We start from the raw sequence: 13,776 nt of genomic DNA on the forward strand, positions 1-13,776 counted from the left end.
CCTCGCGCCCGGAGTCCCCGTGTCCAGCCTCGTCCGCATCCTGCTCGCGATCTTCTTCCCGCCGATCGCCGTGCTCGTCACCACGGGCTTCGGCCTGCAGTTCCTGCTGAACATCCTGCTGTGGATCCTCGGCTGGCTGCCCGGCACGGTCCACGCCCTGTGGCTGATGAACCGCGACCGTCCGCTGGTCTGAGCCGTCAGGGCTTCCGGCCCTCGGGCTCGCCCTTCCGGAGGGCGGGCTTCGCCTCCGCCTTCCCGTCACCCTTCCCCTTCCCGTCGCCCTTCGCCTCGACCCTGGCGGTCCTCACCGCGTGGGCCTTGGCGGCCCGCGGCGCGGCCGTCTCGGCGGCGTGGGCGAGCTTCGCCGGCTCCGGCGCCGCCGCGGCGTCGACCGGAGGGGCCGGGGGCGCCGCCGGGGCCGGCTTGTCCTTGGCGAAGAGCTGACCGAACAGCTTCTGGTAGCTGCTCGCATCGCCGTCCGCGTCCGCGACGGCGATCCGGGCGGGCTTGTCGGGCAGGGCCGCCGTGGTCTCGACCTGCGCGCCGGGATCGGCGCGGTTCGCCATGAGGGTCGTGGGCGCCGCGGGCGCCGCCGGCTCGCGCCCGTGCCCCTTGCCGCCGGCCTTCGCGGCCCGGGCGGGCACCTCCGGCTCGGCGCCGGCCAGCATCGTGGGCCGGCCCTTCGGGCCGACCTCGATCTCCTGCGGGCCCGCCGCCAGGGTCTCGGGGCGGCTCACGTCGCCGAGATTGTGCCGGCCGTACTCCTTGGCGTCGTAGGGCAGCACCGTCTCGGTGCCGCCGAGGCTCGCGAAGGCGCTGGCGTTCTGCGGGCGGAAGACCGGGTTCTGGCCGCCGTCCTGGTAGACGACCCGCACCGCGGGCGTGCCCTTGGCGACGAGGTCGGCGACCGCGCGGGCGTCGTGCGCGCTCTTCTCGGCCACCAGCGGGTCGACGTGCGGCCGGCACGCGCCGGCGGCCGCGTCGGCCCCGCCGAACACGTACTTGGTCCCGCACTGGCCGACCTTCGGCTCCTCGTGCAGGGCCTCGAAATAGTCGGACCCCTCCTTGAGGTTCTGCCAGAAGGCGATGTTCGGGTCGTTGCGGAACTTGGCCATGTTCTCGGCCGTCATCCGGAACGGGTAGGACTGGAACTGGAAGCTGCGCTGGCCGCCGATGAACGCGTCGCGGGCGACGGCGTAGATCTCCGCGATGGTGGCGTCGGTCATGGCGAAGCAGCCCGCCGACGAGCAGGTGCCGTGCACCATCAGGTACTTGCCGGTGCGCCCGTTGGCCCGGTCGACGGCGTTCGGGAAGCCCGTGTCGAACGACAGGTAGTACGAGGAGTTCGGGTTCATCAGGCCCGGGGTGATCGTGTAGAAGCCCTCGGGCGCCTGCCGGTCGCCCTCGCGGGTCTTCGGCCCGAGCTGGCCGGACCAGCGGCAGATCGGGTAGGTCTTCATCAGGGCGTAGCGGCCGTCGCTCCCCCGCTTCCAGATCTCCATCTCCGCCTCCTTCTTGAAGGTGCGGATCAGGATCGGGTCGGAGGGCTGCATCCCCTTGGACTGCATCAGCGCGACGGTCTGGGGGGCGATCGGCGCGAGGCTGCGCGCGCTCGGGCCGTTGATCCCGGAACCGTCCTGGCAGGCGGCGAGCGACAGGGCCAGCAGGGACGCCGCCGCCAGCAGTCGCGCGGTCGCGAGACGCGCCGTCATGGGGAACCTCGATCGTCTTACGCGCGCCCGCGGGCCTTGCTGGCCGCGTCGGGTGCCACTCCCCAACCCAATAGGCTCGTTAAGCTTGCGCCTTCCTTACCGCAAGGACCCGGCTGCAACACTGGATTGTTCTCCGGTGTGGAGAGCCGGCGGATGCACCCTATCCACAGCGCGCCGCGGCGGGGTCGCGGGCCGGCGCCGTTCGAGCCGCAGGGCCGCGCGGCGAGACAGGCGGTGCGCGTGCGCGGTCCGGCCCGCGGTCCGGCCCCCGGTCCGTCCTGCCGGCCCGGTGCGCGTACCGGTGGACTCCCTGCGGAGCGGACGCGCGTGACCGCGCCGGGCGCCCGACTTCGAGCTGCTTGCCCCGGCGGGATGAGGGCGCCACGGTCGCGGAGGCTGCCATCCGGATTCGGCCGATCGACCCGGACGGCTCGAACACGCGAACGTCGCCCATGACGGCCCTCTCGCTCGACACGCACGCCCTCGTCCGTCGCCTGCGGGCGACCGGCCTGTCCGAGGATCAGGCCGAGGCGATCGCCGCGGCGATCCGCGAGAGTCGGGATTCCGATCTGACGAACCGCGTCACCGAGACCGATCTGGCCGAAGCGACGGTCGACATCATGAAATGGGTGATCGGCTCGATCGGCGTCCAGACGATCGTCATCGTCGGCGCGATCGTTGCCCTGTCGCGCGCCGCCCATTGACGGCCGCCCCGGGCGCCGACCGGCCGTCGCCCCGGCCACGTTGCCCCCGCAACGTCGCTCCCGGGCGGCCGCTCAGGCGAACAGCGCCGGCCGCCGCGCCGCCTCGGCGCGGATGATCGCCACCAGCGCCGCGTCGTCGGCCGGGTCGGCCAGCCGCAGGCCGACCGGCTCCGAGGGCGTGTGCACGGTGAGCCAGCGCAGGGTGGGCCGGAGGTCGACCGCCTCGACCACCGCCATGCGCGGGTGCCCGGTCTCGAGCTGCACGAAGGTCAGGTGGTTGCGGCTGGCGCGCTGCCCGAGCAGGTCGTCGATCGCCTCGACCACGTCCCGGGGCGTGTGGAGATGGGTCATCATCCAGAGCCGGTTGTCGGTGCCCGGCGTGTCGAGGGCCCGGCGCAGCCGGCGCACGCCCTCGGTCAGGAAGGCGTAGTCCGCCTCGCTCGTCGCCGGGTCGTGGTGGTTGAACACGCACTCGAGGCCGTGCCGCTCCCGGTAGAGGCGGTGGCGCCCGCGCCAGATGCCGGGGCCGCGCCGCTCGGCCTCCGGGATGCTCTCCAGCTGGCCCCGGTCGACGAGCGCGGCGAAGTCGTCGGCGAGACAGTCCCGGGCCATGCCGGGCATGGAGAAGATCCAGTCGAGGGGCCCCGACCACTGGCGCAGGTCGAGCGTCTTGAGGACGTGCGCCATCTGGCAATTGCAGCCGAGGGAGACGTGGTTGTGCCGGCCCGGCTCCCGCGCGTCGCGCCGGCCCAGCAGCCGGCCGAGCGCGCCGAACAGGCCCCCCGTCGCCCCGGGCTCGCTCACAGGGTCCGGCCGATCGCCAGGAACTTCTCCGCGCGCCGGTCGCGGACCTCGGCGGGCGAGAGGCCGTCGAACTGGGCGAGGGCGTCGGCGACGGCGTCGCCCGCGGCCCGGATCGCCGCCTCGCGGTCGCGGTGCGCCCCGCCGGTGGCCTCCGGGATGATCCCGTCGATGACGCCGAGCCGCAGCAGGTCCTGGGCGGTGATCTTCATGGCGGTGGCGGCGTCGGAGGCGCGGCCCTGGTCGCGCCACAGGATCGAGGCGGCGCCCTCCGGCGAGATCACCCCGTAGATCGCGTGCTCCAGCATGAGCACCCGGTTGGCGGTGGCGAGCGCGATGGCGCCGCCCGAGCCGCCCTCCCCGATCACCACGGCGACGTTCGGCACGCCCAGCGCGAGGCAGGCCTCGGTCGAGCGGGCGATGGCCTCGGCCTGGCCGCGCTCCTCCGCCTCGATGCCCGGATAGGCGCCGGCGGTGTCCACGAAGGCGATGACGGCTAAGCCGAACCGGTCGGCGGTCTCCATGAGCCGGACCGCCTTGCGGTAGCCCTCGGGCCGGGCCATCCCGAAATTGTGGCGCAGCCGCGCCTCGGTGGTGGCGCCCTTCTCCTGGCCGAGCACCAGGACCGGCCGGCCGCGGAACCGGCCGAACCCGCCCAGGATCGCCTCGTCCTCGCCGAAGCTGCGGTCGCCGGCCAGCGGGGTGAACTCGGTGATGAGCCCGTCGCAATAGTCCACGAAGTGCGGCCGCTGCGGGTGGCGGGCCACCTGGGTCTTCTGCCAGGGCGTGAGATTCGCGTAGATCTCGGCGAGCGCCTGGCCGGCCTTGGCCTCGAGCCGGCCGACCTCCTCGGCGATCGAGACCGCGCCGTCGCGCGCGCTCACGGCGCGCAGCTCCTCGAGCTTGGCCTCCAGCTCGGCCACCGGCTTCTCGAAGTCGAGGTAGGTGCGCGTCACCGCCATCGTATCACAGGTCTTCCCGGGGTCCGCCGCGCGAGAGGCGGCGGGCGCGAGGTGTTGGCGATGGCGGGGATGGTGTCAACCGGCGTTGTGGCGGATGCGCCCCGCGCCGGGGTCGAGGCACGCCGTGTCGGGCGGCGTCGGGCGGTGTCGGGCGGCGATCGGGCGTCAGGCCGCGTCCCGCGCCTCGCGGGCGATCCGGCGGCAATGCTCCAGGTAGCCGCGCTGGTGCGCGCCCATCAGGTCGGTGACCACCGACCAGAGCCAGCCGGGGGCGTCGGGGCCCGGCCCCGGCGCCCGCACGGCGTCGATCCAGGTCCGGCGGTCGGCCGCGCCCATCTGGCGGCCGTGGGCCCGGCCCAGGATGGCGGCGAGGTGCCGGGAGACCCGGACCGCCTCGCCGCGGGAGAACTGCTCGGCGTCGATCTTGAGATCCTGCGGCAGCAGCTCGCGGACCGTGACGGGCGTGCCGCCGGCGCGGTCGCCCACATGGCCGGCGACCATCCGGTCTCCGAGGTTGGGCGACAGCGCCCGCGCGCCCGCGACGACGCGTTCGGCGTGGTCGGGCGGCACCGCGATCCCGGCGGCGGCCGGCGCGAGGTGCGGCACGGCCTCCTTGACGTCGAGGAGGGCGAGCTGCGGGCGGTCGCCGCCCAGGACCTCCACCAGGGCGGCGTAGCGCAGGCGCCCGAGGGAGCTGCAGCCCTTGATCCAGTAGGCGGCGTCGAGCAGCCGGATCTCGGCGCCGTCGGCCGCGCTGCCGAGCGCCAGGACGAGGCGGCGGATCTCCGGGTCGCGGACCAGCGCCGTCAGCGACGCCTGCTCGTCGGGGTCGAGGTCGAAGAACCGGCTGCCCCGCGGGAGCCGGGCGGCCTTGCCCTTCAGCCGCTCGCGCGAGAGGTGGCGCCAGCGCCGGCCGAGCGCCCGCCGCTTCGTCGTGACGACGATCTCGGACGGGTCGACGCCCCGCTCGGCCCCCTCGGGATCGGCGATCCCGTCGGCGTAGCCGTCCGCCATCGCGTCCATCATCCGGGCGGTGACGATGCCCGGCAGGGTCGCGTTGAGCGCCGCGGTGACCAGGGAGAGCGCGAGCCGGACGAGGTCGAAGGCCGGGTTCGCCACGACGGTCTGGTCGAGGTCGCGGATCTGGATGTCGATCCCGCCGTCCGGGCCGGCGAGCGCGCCGAGATTGCCGAGATGCGCGTCGCCGCAGATCCAGACCGGCGGCCCCTCGGGCAGGGTGCCGGCCGGCATCCCGGCGAGCAGCTCGTAGAACCGCGCCGTGCTGCCGCGGACGTAGGCGTGCGGCGAGGAGGCGATCTTGCACAGGCGGCGGTGGTTCAGCACGCTCGCGTCGCGGCCGGATCGTGCCGGTACCTGCATGTCCATGGATTCGGTCCCGCGCGCCGCTCCGCCGGCCTCGCCGGGCCGGCCGAATCCGATAACACGGCGAGGCCGGCCTTTTCATCCGCGCGCGCGGGCGCGCGGATTGACGCGGGGGGGCGCCTGTCAGGCCGCCGGTCAGGCCGCCTGCGACTCGACCCGGTTCCGCCCGGCCGCCTTGGCCCGGTAGAGGGCGAGGTCGGCCCGGCGGAGCATGTCGGCGGGGCCGAGATCGTCGCCGCGGCGCACGGCGACGCCGATCGAGACCGTCACCGACACGGTCCGGCTCGCCCGCTGCACGGTGAACGGCATCGCCTCGACGCGCTCGCGGATGCGCTCGGCGATGCCCTGCGCCTCGACGAGGCCCGCCTCCGGCAGGATCACCACCACCTCCTCGCCGCCGTAGCGCGCCACGATGTCGATGGGCCGCGTGTGCTGGCGGACGCGCTCGGCGAAGCCGCGCAGCACCTCGTCGCCGGCCTCGTGGCCGAAGCTGTCGTTGATCCCCTTGAAGTGGTCGATGTCGAGGATCAGCGCGGCGAGGTTCGCCCGGCGGGCGGCCTCGTCGCCGAACAGCGTGCCGAGGTGGTTGTCGAGGTAGCGCCGGTTGTGCAGGCCGGTGAGCGCATCGGTCACGGCCATCTGCAGGGAGGCCTGCATCGCCCCGCGGAGCGCGTCGGTGAAGCGCTTGCGCTTCACCTGCGTGCGGACCCGGGCCATCAGCTCGTTGCGGTCGACCGGCCGCATCAGGAAGTCGTGCACGCCGAAATCGAGGCCGCGGACCACCCGGGCGCGGTCGTACTCCTCGGCGAGCATGATCAGCGGCATCGCCCGGGTCCGGTCGAGGGACCGGAGCTGGCTGCACAGGCGCAGGCCGTCGAAGCCGGTGAGGTCGAGGCTCACCAGGGCGAGGTCGAAGGTCTCCTCGGCGGCGCGGCGCAGGGCCTCCTGCGGGTCGGGCTCGACCGTGACGACGTGGTGCTGGCGCAGGGCCCCGGCGAGGCGCTCGGCCGATCCGGGACGGTCCTCGATCAGCAGGATCCGGGCGTCGAGGCCGGTCTCGGCGGTGGCGAGCGCCAGGGGATCGCCGATGCCGAACTCGCGGGAGGCGAGCGCGCGCTGGCGCAGCTCGTCCGTCACGGCCTTGAGCCGCACCAGGCTGCGCACCCGCGTGAACAGGGCGGTGTCGTCCACCGGCTTGGTCAGGAAGTCGTCGGCCCCGGCATCGAGGCCGCGCAGGCGGTCCGCGGGCTGGTCGAGGGCCGTGACCATCACCACCGGGATATGGGCCGTGAGCGGGTTGTTCTTGAGGTGCCGGCAGACCTCGAACCCGTCCATGCCGGGCATCATCACGTCGAGCAGGACGAGGTCGCAGAGGCCCTTCTCGCAGATCGCGATCGCGTCCCGGCCGTTCATGGCCGCGAGCGTGTCGAAATATTCCAGGCCGAGCTTCGTCTCCAGAAGCCTGACGTTCGGGAACAGATCGTCGACGATCAGGACACGGGCCGACATGCTTCCTCGTCAGGGCGCGGGTGAGCGGCCCGGACCGGGCGCCGTGTGCCGTGGGTGCGCGCCGCCGGTCGGCCGCCGGGGCCGGGGCGGACACGACGGGACGGACGGTTGAACCGGCCCCCCGGCCCGGCGCGGCCGGGGGGCCGGTTCAACGGCACGCCTCGCCGGCGTCAACGCGGTTCAAGATAGGCCCGAACCGTTGCCAAAAACTTCGCGACCGAGATCGGCTTCGACAGGTAGGCCTCGCAGCCGCCCTCGCGGATCCGCTCCTCGTCGCCCTTCATGGCGAAGGCCGTGATGGCGATCACCGGGATGCCCTTGAGGTCGTCGTCCTCCTTGAGCCATTTCGTCACCTCGAGGCCGGAGACCTCGGGGAGCTGGATGTCCATGAGGATCAGGTCGGGGTGGTGGGCGCGCGCCAGCTCGATCGCCTCGATGCCGTGGGCGGTCTTGAGCGTCGCGTAGCCGTTCGCCTCCAGGAGATCGTTGAACAGCTTCATGTTCAACTCGTTGTCCTCGACGATCAGCACCGTCTTCTTCATGATCCGTTGTCCCGGTGCGCGCCGATCATGATTAGCGGGCCGTGAAGCCCCTCCGTCACCTTTGTAGCGTTCACATGTTGATGAATGGCAAACCTCTTCAAGGGGATGAGTCGGCCGAACGGCTCGCCCTGGACGTTCTGTTGTGGATCGCTGGGGACGACGACCGTCTCCTGCCCTTCCTGGCGGCGAGCGGCCTGAGCCCCGACACGCTCCGCGCGAGCGCCCGGGAGCCCGCCTTCCTGGTGGGCGTGCTCGACCACGTGATGGGTGACGAGAACGTGCTCGTCGCCTGCGCGAACGGCCTCGGCATCAAGCCGGAGCGGATCGCCGCGGCCTGGCAGAGGCTGTCGCCGCGGCCGGACGACGAGTGGGCGTGAGGCGGGCCCTCAGGGCGTGCAGCCCTTCCCCGCCTCCCTGTCGGCCCGCCCGGCCTTGGCGTCGATGTCGAGGGCGGTCATGTCGCCCAGGATGGCGAAGTCGCCGTAATCGAGCTTGAGCGCGCCGCTGACGCCGTTCTCGTACAGGTCGAAGCCGAGGGTGTAGATCGGCGTGCGCTCCCCGGCGCCCTCGGTGTAGTAGCTGAGGCGGACCGGCCAGTGCGGCATGGCGGCCAGCGAGCCCTCGCGCAGGGGCTTGTCGCGGGTCGAGTCGGCGGCCGGGGCCGGGCCGGTCGCGGCGTGGCCGATCACCGCGAAGGTGTCGTAGACCTTCCGGCCGTCGTCCGAGCCGTCGAAGACCTTGACCGCGAGGGTCGACTGGCCGGCCCGCGCCGCCTCGATCAGGCGGCGCATGTGCTCGCTCGGGAACAGGACCGGCCCCTCCACGGTGAACGGCTTCGGGCCGCCCTTCAGCCTCACCGTCAGGGCGTCGCCCTGCTCGGAGGCGGTCCCGTCCACGGGGGCGGCGGGCTTGTTGTTGGTGAGCGTCGTCGTCTTGAACCGGAACTCGCGCCCCTGCCCGCCCTCGAAGGTGGTGCTGCGCATGTCGGACAGGCGCGCGCCGGTCTCGCCGGAGGACAGCTCCGTCACCTGGCGGGTCTGCATCGTGTAGCCGCGGCAGGCGTCGCCCCGGAAATCGATGACGATGCGCCCGCGGGCGCTCTCCACCGAGCGGGTGCCGCCGCCCTCGGCGAGCGACAGGTCGTAGACCGCGCGGTGGTTGGCGAGCACGATCTCGGGCGCCGGCGGCTTGGCCTCCGGCTCGGGCCCGGCCGGCGGGGCCGCGCGGGCGGGCCCGGCGCAGACGAGAAGGCCGGCCGTCAGCAGGTGGGAGAGGCGCAGGCGCATGGACAACCCCGGTTCGGTCCGCCGCAGATAGCAGGCTGACGGAATCGGGCAATGCTTGGGCCGCGTCGCGGGACCTCGCGCCTGCGGGACGCGGCGGCGCCGGGCGGCCGCGGCCCGCCTACCGGTAGCCCTCTGCCTGGAGGGTGAACAGCTCGGCGTAGCGGCCGCCGCGGGCCATGAGGGCGGCGTGGCTGCCCTCCTCCAGCACCCGGCCGCCCTCCAGGACGAGGATGCGGTCGGCCATGCGCACGGTGGAGAAGCGGTGCGAGATCAGCACCGCCGTCCGCCCGGCCGACAATTCCCGGAACCGCGCGAAGACGTCGTGCTCGGCCCGGGCGTCGAGGGCGGCGGTCGGCTCGTCCAGGATCAGGATCTCGGCCTCGCGCATGTAGGCCCGGGACAGCGCGACCTTCTGCCACTCGCCCCCGGAGAGGTCGAGGCCGCCGGCGAAGCGCTTGCCCAGCGGCTGGGCGTAGCCCGCGGGCAGGCGCTCGATCACCGGGGCCGCGAGCCCCCGGGCCGCCGCGGCCGCGATGCGGCCCGCGTCGTCGGCGGCCTCGATCCGGCCGACCGCGACGTTCTCCCCGGCGGTGAGGTCGAAGCGGACGAAGTCCTGGAAGATCGCCCCGATCCGCGCCCGCAACTCGTCGAGGTCGTAGGCGGCGAGCGGCACGCCGTCGAGGAGCACGCGGCCCTCGTGCGGGTCGTACAGCCGGGTCATCAGCTTGACGATCGTGGTCTTGCCGGCGCCGTTGCCGCCGACCAGCGCCACCGTCTCCCCGGCGCGGACCGCGAAGGAGAGGTGGCGCAGCGCGAAAGTCTGCGTGCCGGGATAGCGGTAGCCGACCCCCTCGAAGACCAGCCCCTCCCGGATCGGGCGCGGGACCGGCACGGGCCGGGCGGGCGAGCGGATCTGCGGCCGGATCGCGAAGAAGGCATAGAAATCCTCGAGGTACTGCGCCTGCCCGGTGATCTGGGTCAGCCCGAGGAGCAGCCCCTCCAGGCCGCCGCGCAGCCGCTGGAAGGCGCCGGCCAGGAAGGCGAGGTCGCCCACCGAGAAGGCGCCCGCCACCGTCCGCCAGACGATCACCGCGTAGGCGGCGTAGTAGGCGAGCGTCCCGAGGCTCGCGAAGGCGAAGCCCCAGCCGGCCCGGGCGACCGCGAGGTTGCGGTTCTCGGCCAGCAGCCGCCCCGCCACCGCGGCGTAGAGCCCGGTGAGGTAGCCCGCGAGGCCGAAGAGCTTGATCTCCTTGGCGGTCTCGACGCTGGCGCCGAGGTAGCGCAGGTAGTCGATCCGCCGCCGCTCCGGGCTGCGGATCCAGGCGAGGCGGTAGCCGGCCTTGGTGAAGTGCCACTCGTTGAGCACCGCCGGGACCAGGGCGGCGGCGATCAGCACGACGAGCCAGGGCGTGAAGGCCGCGACCCCGACCGCCAGGGTCGCGAGGGTCAGGAGGCCCTGCAGCTGGCCGAACACCGTGCCGATGAGGCCGGTGCGGCCGCTGACCTGCCGGCGCGCCCGCTCCAGCCGGTCCTGCTGGGCGCTGTCCTCGAACTGCGCGAGGTCGAGCTCGGCGGCGTGCGCCATCAGCCGCAGGGAGGCCGCGTTGGCGTAGAGGTCGCCGATCAGGGTCTCGACGAGGCTCGTGAGCCGGCCGGTCAGGTCCGAGAGCAGGGCGAGGCCGAGCTCGGCGGCGACGAGGCCGGCGAGCCGCGCCCGGCCGGGATCGGCGAACCACGCCGCGAGCCCCGCCTCCGGCGCCGGCCGGGCGTGCTCGGCCACGATCCCGTCGAGGATCAGCTTGGCGAGGTAGAGGGTCAGGACCGGCAGGCAGGCCGCCACGAGGCGCAGCGACAGGCTCGCCGCCAGCAGGCGCGGGCTCGCGGCGGCGATCTCCCGGAACAGGGTCGGCAGGTAGCGCAGGGCGCCGACGCGCTCGCCCAGGCGCTCGCCCAGGCGCCCACCGAGGCGCCCAGCGAGTCGCTCGCGGAGGCGCTGGCGCGGGCCCGCCCCCGGCCGCGGCGCGGGCCCGCTCATCCCCTGGGGATGACCGGCCGGGTTTCGGACGTGGATTGGACGAGGCGCAAGGACAGCATTAACTGTAGATGCATATAGTTTTAATCCTCGTCGAGTGGTGCGTGCTCAGCGGTCCTGCAATTCTCAGAGTTTCGGTTCTCCTCATCATTGCCGGCATCCTCGCGGCGGTGGTGCAGGCCCTGCTGCCGAGCCCCGCACCCGGACCGGCGACTCTGCCCGCGTCCGCTCCGGAAACACCGGCGGCCCCCCAGCCCTCGGCGACGGTGCGGCGCGTCGAGCCGGCTCCGGCGGCTCCGCCCCCGCCGGCTGCATCGCCCGCGCCGCCCGCGGCGGTCCAGCCCGCCCCCGCCCCGTCCGGCGGCGCCCCGGCGCCGACGCAGATGCCCTCCGACGCGACGGCCTTCCCCGCCGAGCCGCCCCCGCGGGAGGCGCAGCCCGGGCCGTCGGCGCAGGAGCCGGCCGGTCAGGACGAGGTCGACCGGGCGGAGGACAGCGCCGGTCCCCGGGCCCTGGCCATCCTCGATCTCAACACCGCCTCGGTGGCGGATCTCAACCGCCTGCGCGGCGGCGGCGCCATCGGCCGGGCGATCGTCGCCAAGCGGCCCTACACGTCGGTGGAGCAGCTGCTGTCGAAGCGCGTGCTCAGCCGGTCAGTCTACGAGAAGATCAAGGATCAGGTGACTGTGCGGTGACTGTGCGGTGACTGTGCGGTGAGCGTTCGGTGAGGCCGCGGCCCCGCGACCCGCTCCGGCCCGCTCTGTCTTGCGGCGTCCGAGGATATAAATTAGCGCTGTGCGGGATATCCCAGGGGTCCGCGCATGCCGCTCTACGTCAAGGATCCGCAGGTCGACGCGCTCGCGACCCAGCTCATGGCGCTGCTGGGCACGAGCAAGACCGACGCGGTGCGCCGCGCGCTTCAGAACGAGATCGCCCGCCAGACGAACCGGCCCGATCTCGTCGCGCGGACGGCCGACTTCGTCCGTGCCCTGCACGAGCGCGCCGGTCCGGACCGGAAGCCCGCCGACGCGGCGTTCATCGACGGTCTGTACGAGCGCACCTGAGGCGGGACCCGATGTTCGTGGATGCGTCGGCCCTCACGGCGATCCTCACCGACGAAACGGATGCGGCGGCCCTGGCGGCCCGGCTTCAGCGGGCGCTGCGCCGCGTGACGTCGCCCCTGGCAGTCTGGGAAACCGGCGTGGCCGTGGCGCGCCACCTCGATCTCCCGGTCCCGGCCGCCCGCGAGGCGGTGCACGCCTATCTCGACCTCGCCGGCATCGAGATCCTGGCCGTCCCGCCGGAGGCCGAAGCGGGTGCGCTGGACGCCTACGACCGCTTCGGCAAGGGCCGGCACCCGGCCGGCCTGAACTTCGGCGACTGCTTCGCCTACGCCTGTGCCCGCGCCCACGGCGTCCCGCTGCTCTACAAGGGCAACGACTTCCCGCTCACGGACATCGAGACCGCCTGAGGCCGACGGTGCGCGTGCGGAGCAGGCGGGGCGCGGCGGGCGGAGGACCGCCGCCGCGCGTCCTCAGATCTTCGTGCCGAAGATCTCGGCCACCTGCGGGATGTCCTTGTCGCCGCGGCCCGACATGTTCATCACCATGAGGTGCTCGGCCGGGCGCTGGGGCGCGAGCTCCAGGACCTTGGACAGGGCGTGGGCCGGCTCCAGGGCGGGGATGATCCCCTCCAGCATCGAGCAGAGCTTGAACGCCTCCAGCGTCTCGGAATCGGTCGCCGACAGGTAGGTGACCCGGCCCATCTCGTGCAGCCACGCGTGCTCGGGGCCGATGCCCGGGTAGTCGAGGCCGGCCGAGATCGAGTGGGCGTCGGCGATCTGGCCGTCCCCGTCCATCAGCAGGTAGGTGCGGTTGCCGTGCAGCACGCCCGGCTTGCCGCCGGTCAGCGAGGCCGCGTGCAGGCCCGACTGGACGCCGTGGCCCGCGGCCTCGACGCCGAAGATCTCGACCTCGCGGTCGTCGAGGAACGGGTGGAACAGGCCCATGGCGTTCGAGCCGCCGCCGATGCAGGCGACGAGGGAGTCCGGGATCCGGCCCTCCTGCGCGATCATCTGCTCGCGGGTCTCGCGGCCGATCACCGACTGGAAGTCGCGCACCATCGCCGGGTACGGGTGCGGGCCCGCCACCGTGCCGATGCAGTAGAACGTGTCGGCGACGTTGGTGACCCAGTCGCGCAGCGCCTCGTTCATGGCGTCCTTGAGGGTCTTGGTGCCGGATTCCACCGGGACCACCTCGGCGCCGAGCATCTTCATGCGGAAGACGTTGGGCGCCTGCCGGGCGACGTCGACCGCGCCCATGTAGACGACGCACTTGAGGCCGAAGCGCGCGCAGAGCGTCGCGGTGGCGACGCCGTGCTGGCCGGCGCCGGTCTCGGCGATGATCCGCGGCTTGCCCATGCGGCGGGCCAGCAGGATCTGGCCCAGCACGTTGTTCACCTTGTGGGAGCCGGTATGGTTCAGCTCCTCGCGCTTGAAATAGACCTTGGCGCCCTGCCCCGCCGGCGCCTTGGCGCGCAGGTGCTCGGTCAGGCGCTCGGCGTAGTAGAGCGGGCTCGGCCGGCCGATATAGTGCGTGCCGTAGCTCTCCATCTCGGCCTGGAAGGCCGGATCCTTCTTGGCCGTCTCGTAGGCCGCCTCGAGCTCGAGGATCAGCGGCATCAGCGTCTCGGCGACGAAGCGGCCGCCGAAGATGCCGAAGCGGCCGCGCTCGTCGGGGCCGGTGCGGAAGGAGTTGGGCTCGGGCGCGATGGTCACGGGACGGATCCTGCGGGCGAAGCGATGATTTGCGGGGTGCCTAGACCCATGCGGCCGCCACCGCAATGC

Annotated in this window: 15 protein-coding genes; 6 read left to right on the forward strand and 9 right to left on the reverse strand. The window is 73.3% G+C overall.

All coding sequences use genetic code 11. The features are described 5' to 3' along the window. Positions 1-19 precede the first annotated feature (19 nt). Positions 20-193 (forward strand): YqaE/Pmp3 family membrane protein, encoded by a 174-nt coding sequence (locus tag J3A75_RS13725; RefSeq protein WP_012318839.1) that lies wholly within the window; start codon positions 20-22, stop codon positions 191-193. Positions 194-197: 4 nt separating this feature from the next. Here J3A75_RS13725 and J3A75_RS13730 read toward each other — a convergent pair whose 3' ends face one another. Then, on the reverse strand, positions 198-1,712 hold the full coding sequence (locus J3A75_RS13730) for a murein L,D-transpeptidase family protein (protein WP_024830319.1): 1,515 nt from the start codon (positions 1,710-1,712) through the stop codon (positions 198-200). A 452-nt stretch (positions 1,713-2,164) separates the two neighbouring features. Here J3A75_RS13730 and J3A75_RS13735 point away from each other — a divergent pair, with 452 nt between their 5' ends. Next, the gene (locus J3A75_RS13735; RefSeq protein ID WP_070999340.1) at positions 2,165-2,416 is read left to right on the forward strand and encodes a DUF1640 domain-containing protein; all 252 of its coding nucleotides are present in this window, start codon (positions 2,165-2,167) and stop codon (positions 2,414-2,416) included. A 72-nt stretch (positions 2,417-2,488) separates the two neighbouring features. On the opposite strand, the gene J3A75_RS13740 is transcribed toward J3A75_RS13735, so the two are convergent. The 5 genes from J3A75_RS13740 to J3A75_RS13760 form a co-directional block, all read right to left on the reverse strand. After that, on the reverse strand, positions 2,489-3,220 hold the full coding sequence (locus J3A75_RS13740) for a DUF1796 family putative cysteine peptidase (protein WP_024830317.1): 732 nt from the start codon (positions 3,218-3,220) through the stop codon (positions 2,489-2,491). Continuing rightward, positions 3,217-4,179 (reverse strand): acetyl-CoA carboxylase carboxyltransferase subunit alpha, encoded by a 963-nt coding sequence (locus J3A75_RS13745; RefSeq protein WP_029359388.1) that lies wholly within the window; start codon positions 4,177-4,179, stop codon positions 3,217-3,219. Before J3A75_RS13745 ends, J3A75_RS13740 begins: the two co-directional genes overlap by 4 nt. 165 nt (positions 4,180-4,344) lie before the next feature. Continuing rightward, complete coding sequence (locus tag J3A75_RS13750) at positions 4,345-5,565, reverse strand: DUF2252 family protein (RefSeq protein ID WP_029359389.1); 1,221 nt, start codon at positions 5,563-5,565, stop codon at positions 4,345-4,347. A 132-nt stretch (positions 5,566-5,697) separates the two neighbouring features. Then, positions 5,698-7,071 carry a PleD family two-component system response regulator gene (locus J3A75_RS13755; RefSeq protein ID WP_070999345.1) on the reverse strand — a complete coding sequence of 458 codons (1,374 nt, stop codon included), beginning with the start codon at positions 7,069-7,071 and terminating at the stop codon, positions 5,698-5,700. Positions 7,072-7,241: 170 nt separating this feature from the next. Then, positions 7,242-7,613, reverse strand: coding sequence for a response regulator (locus J3A75_RS13760; protein ID WP_012318846.1), 372 nt, complete (start codon positions 7,611-7,613; stop codon positions 7,242-7,244). Positions 7,614-7,693: 80 nt separating this feature from the next. Between J3A75_RS13760 and J3A75_RS13765 the strand changes: the two genes are divergently transcribed. Beyond that, positions 7,694-7,990: a DUF3572 domain-containing protein gene (locus tag J3A75_RS13765; protein ID WP_012318847.1), complete on the forward strand. Its 297-nt coding sequence runs from the start codon at positions 7,694-7,696 to the stop codon at positions 7,988-7,990. 9 nt (positions 7,991-7,999) lie between these two features. On the opposite strand, the gene J3A75_RS13770 is transcribed toward J3A75_RS13765, so the two are convergent. Next, entirely contained in the window at positions 8,000-8,899 is a 900-nt protein-coding gene (locus tag J3A75_RS13770) for a cell envelope integrity EipB family protein (RefSeq protein ID WP_024830314.1), read from the reverse strand. A gap of 118 nt (positions 8,900-9,017) precedes the next feature. Then, a complete protein-coding gene (locus J3A75_RS13775) occupies positions 9,018-10,934 on the reverse strand; it encodes an ABC transporter ATP-binding protein (protein WP_083374341.1) in 1,917 nt (638 codons plus the stop codon). 68 nt (positions 10,935-11,002) lie between these two features. On the opposite strand from J3A75_RS13775, the gene J3A75_RS36520 reads away from it, so the two are divergent. The 3 genes from J3A75_RS36520 to J3A75_RS13790 all read left to right on the forward strand — a co-directional run bounded on the left by J3A75_RS36520 (position 11,003) and on the right by J3A75_RS13790 (position 12,402). Continuing rightward, entirely contained in the window at positions 11,003-11,626 is a 624-nt protein-coding gene (locus J3A75_RS36520) for a helix-hairpin-helix domain-containing protein (protein ID WP_012318850.1), read from the forward strand. A gap of 126 nt (positions 11,627-11,752) precedes the next feature. Then, positions 11,753-11,995: a type II toxin-antitoxin system VapB family antitoxin gene (locus J3A75_RS13785; protein ID WP_012318851.1), complete on the forward strand. Its 243-nt coding sequence runs from the start codon at positions 11,753-11,755 to the stop codon at positions 11,993-11,995. 11 nt (positions 11,996-12,006) lie between these two features. Further along, positions 12,007-12,402 carry a type II toxin-antitoxin system VapC family toxin gene (locus J3A75_RS13790; RefSeq protein ID WP_012318852.1) on the forward strand — a complete coding sequence of 132 codons (396 nt, stop codon included), beginning with the start codon at positions 12,007-12,009 and terminating at the stop codon, positions 12,400-12,402. A 63-nt stretch (positions 12,403-12,465) separates the two neighbouring features. Here the strand turns inward: J3A75_RS13790 and trpB are convergent, their stop codons facing one another. Next, on the reverse strand, positions 12,466-13,707 hold the full coding sequence (gene trpB, locus J3A75_RS13795; RefSeq protein WP_012318853.1) for a tryptophan synthase subunit beta: 1,242 nt from the start codon (positions 13,705-13,707) through the stop codon (positions 12,466-12,468). Positions 13,708-13,776 lie beyond the last annotated feature (69 nt).

The sequence above is a fragment of the Methylobacterium sp. PvP105 genome, assembly GCF_017876975.1.
Classification (GTDB): Bacteria; Pseudomonadota; Alphaproteobacteria; order Rhizobiales; family Beijerinckiaceae; genus Methylobacterium; species Methylobacterium radiotolerans.

What these genes read in the sequence shown, in the direction of transcription:
- J3A75_RS13730 (WP_024830319.1), bottom strand. Translation starts at nt 1,712, where the DNA reads ATGACGGCGCGTCTCGCGACCGCGCGACTGCTGGCGGCGGCGTCCCTG.
- J3A75_RS13735 (WP_070999340.1), top strand. Translation starts at nt 2,165, where the DNA reads ATGACGGCCCTCTCGCTCGACACGCACGCCCTCGTCCGTCGCCTGCGG.
- J3A75_RS13745 (WP_029359388.1), bottom strand. Translation starts at nt 4,179, where the DNA reads ATGGCGGTGACGCGCACCTACCTCGACTTCGAGAAGCCGGTGGCCGAG.
- J3A75_RS13750 (WP_029359389.1), bottom strand. Translation starts at nt 5,565, where the DNA reads ATGGACATGCAGGTACCGGCACGATCCGGCCGCGACGCGAGCGTGCTG.
- J3A75_RS13755 (WP_070999345.1), bottom strand. Translation starts at nt 7,071, where the DNA reads ATGTCGGCCCGTGTCCTGATCGTCGACGATCTGTTCCCGAACGTCAGG.
- J3A75_RS13760 (WP_012318846.1), bottom strand. Translation starts at nt 7,613, where the DNA reads ATGAAGAAGACGGTGCTGATCGTCGAGGACAACGAGTTGAACATGAAG.
- J3A75_RS13765 (WP_012318847.1), top strand. Translation starts at nt 7,694, where the DNA reads ATGAATGGCAAACCTCTTCAAGGGGATGAGTCGGCCGAACGGCTCGCC.
- J3A75_RS13770 (WP_024830314.1), bottom strand. Translation starts at nt 8,899, where the DNA reads ATGCGCCTGCGCCTCTCCCACCTGCTGACGGCCGGCCTTCTCGTCTGC.
- J3A75_RS13775 (WP_083374341.1), bottom strand. Translation starts at nt 10,934, where the DNA reads ATGAGCGGGCCCGCGCCGCGGCCGGGGGCGGGCCCGCGCCAGCGCCTC.
- J3A75_RS36520 (WP_012318850.1), top strand. Translation starts at nt 11,003, where the DNA reads ATGCATATAGTTTTAATCCTCGTCGAGTGGTGCGTGCTCAGCGGTCCT.
- J3A75_RS13785 (WP_012318851.1), top strand. Translation starts at nt 11,753, where the DNA reads ATGCCGCTCTACGTCAAGGATCCGCAGGTCGACGCGCTCGCGACCCAG.
- J3A75_RS13790 (WP_012318852.1), top strand. Translation starts at nt 12,007, where the DNA reads ATGTTCGTGGATGCGTCGGCCCTCACGGCGATCCTCACCGACGAAACG.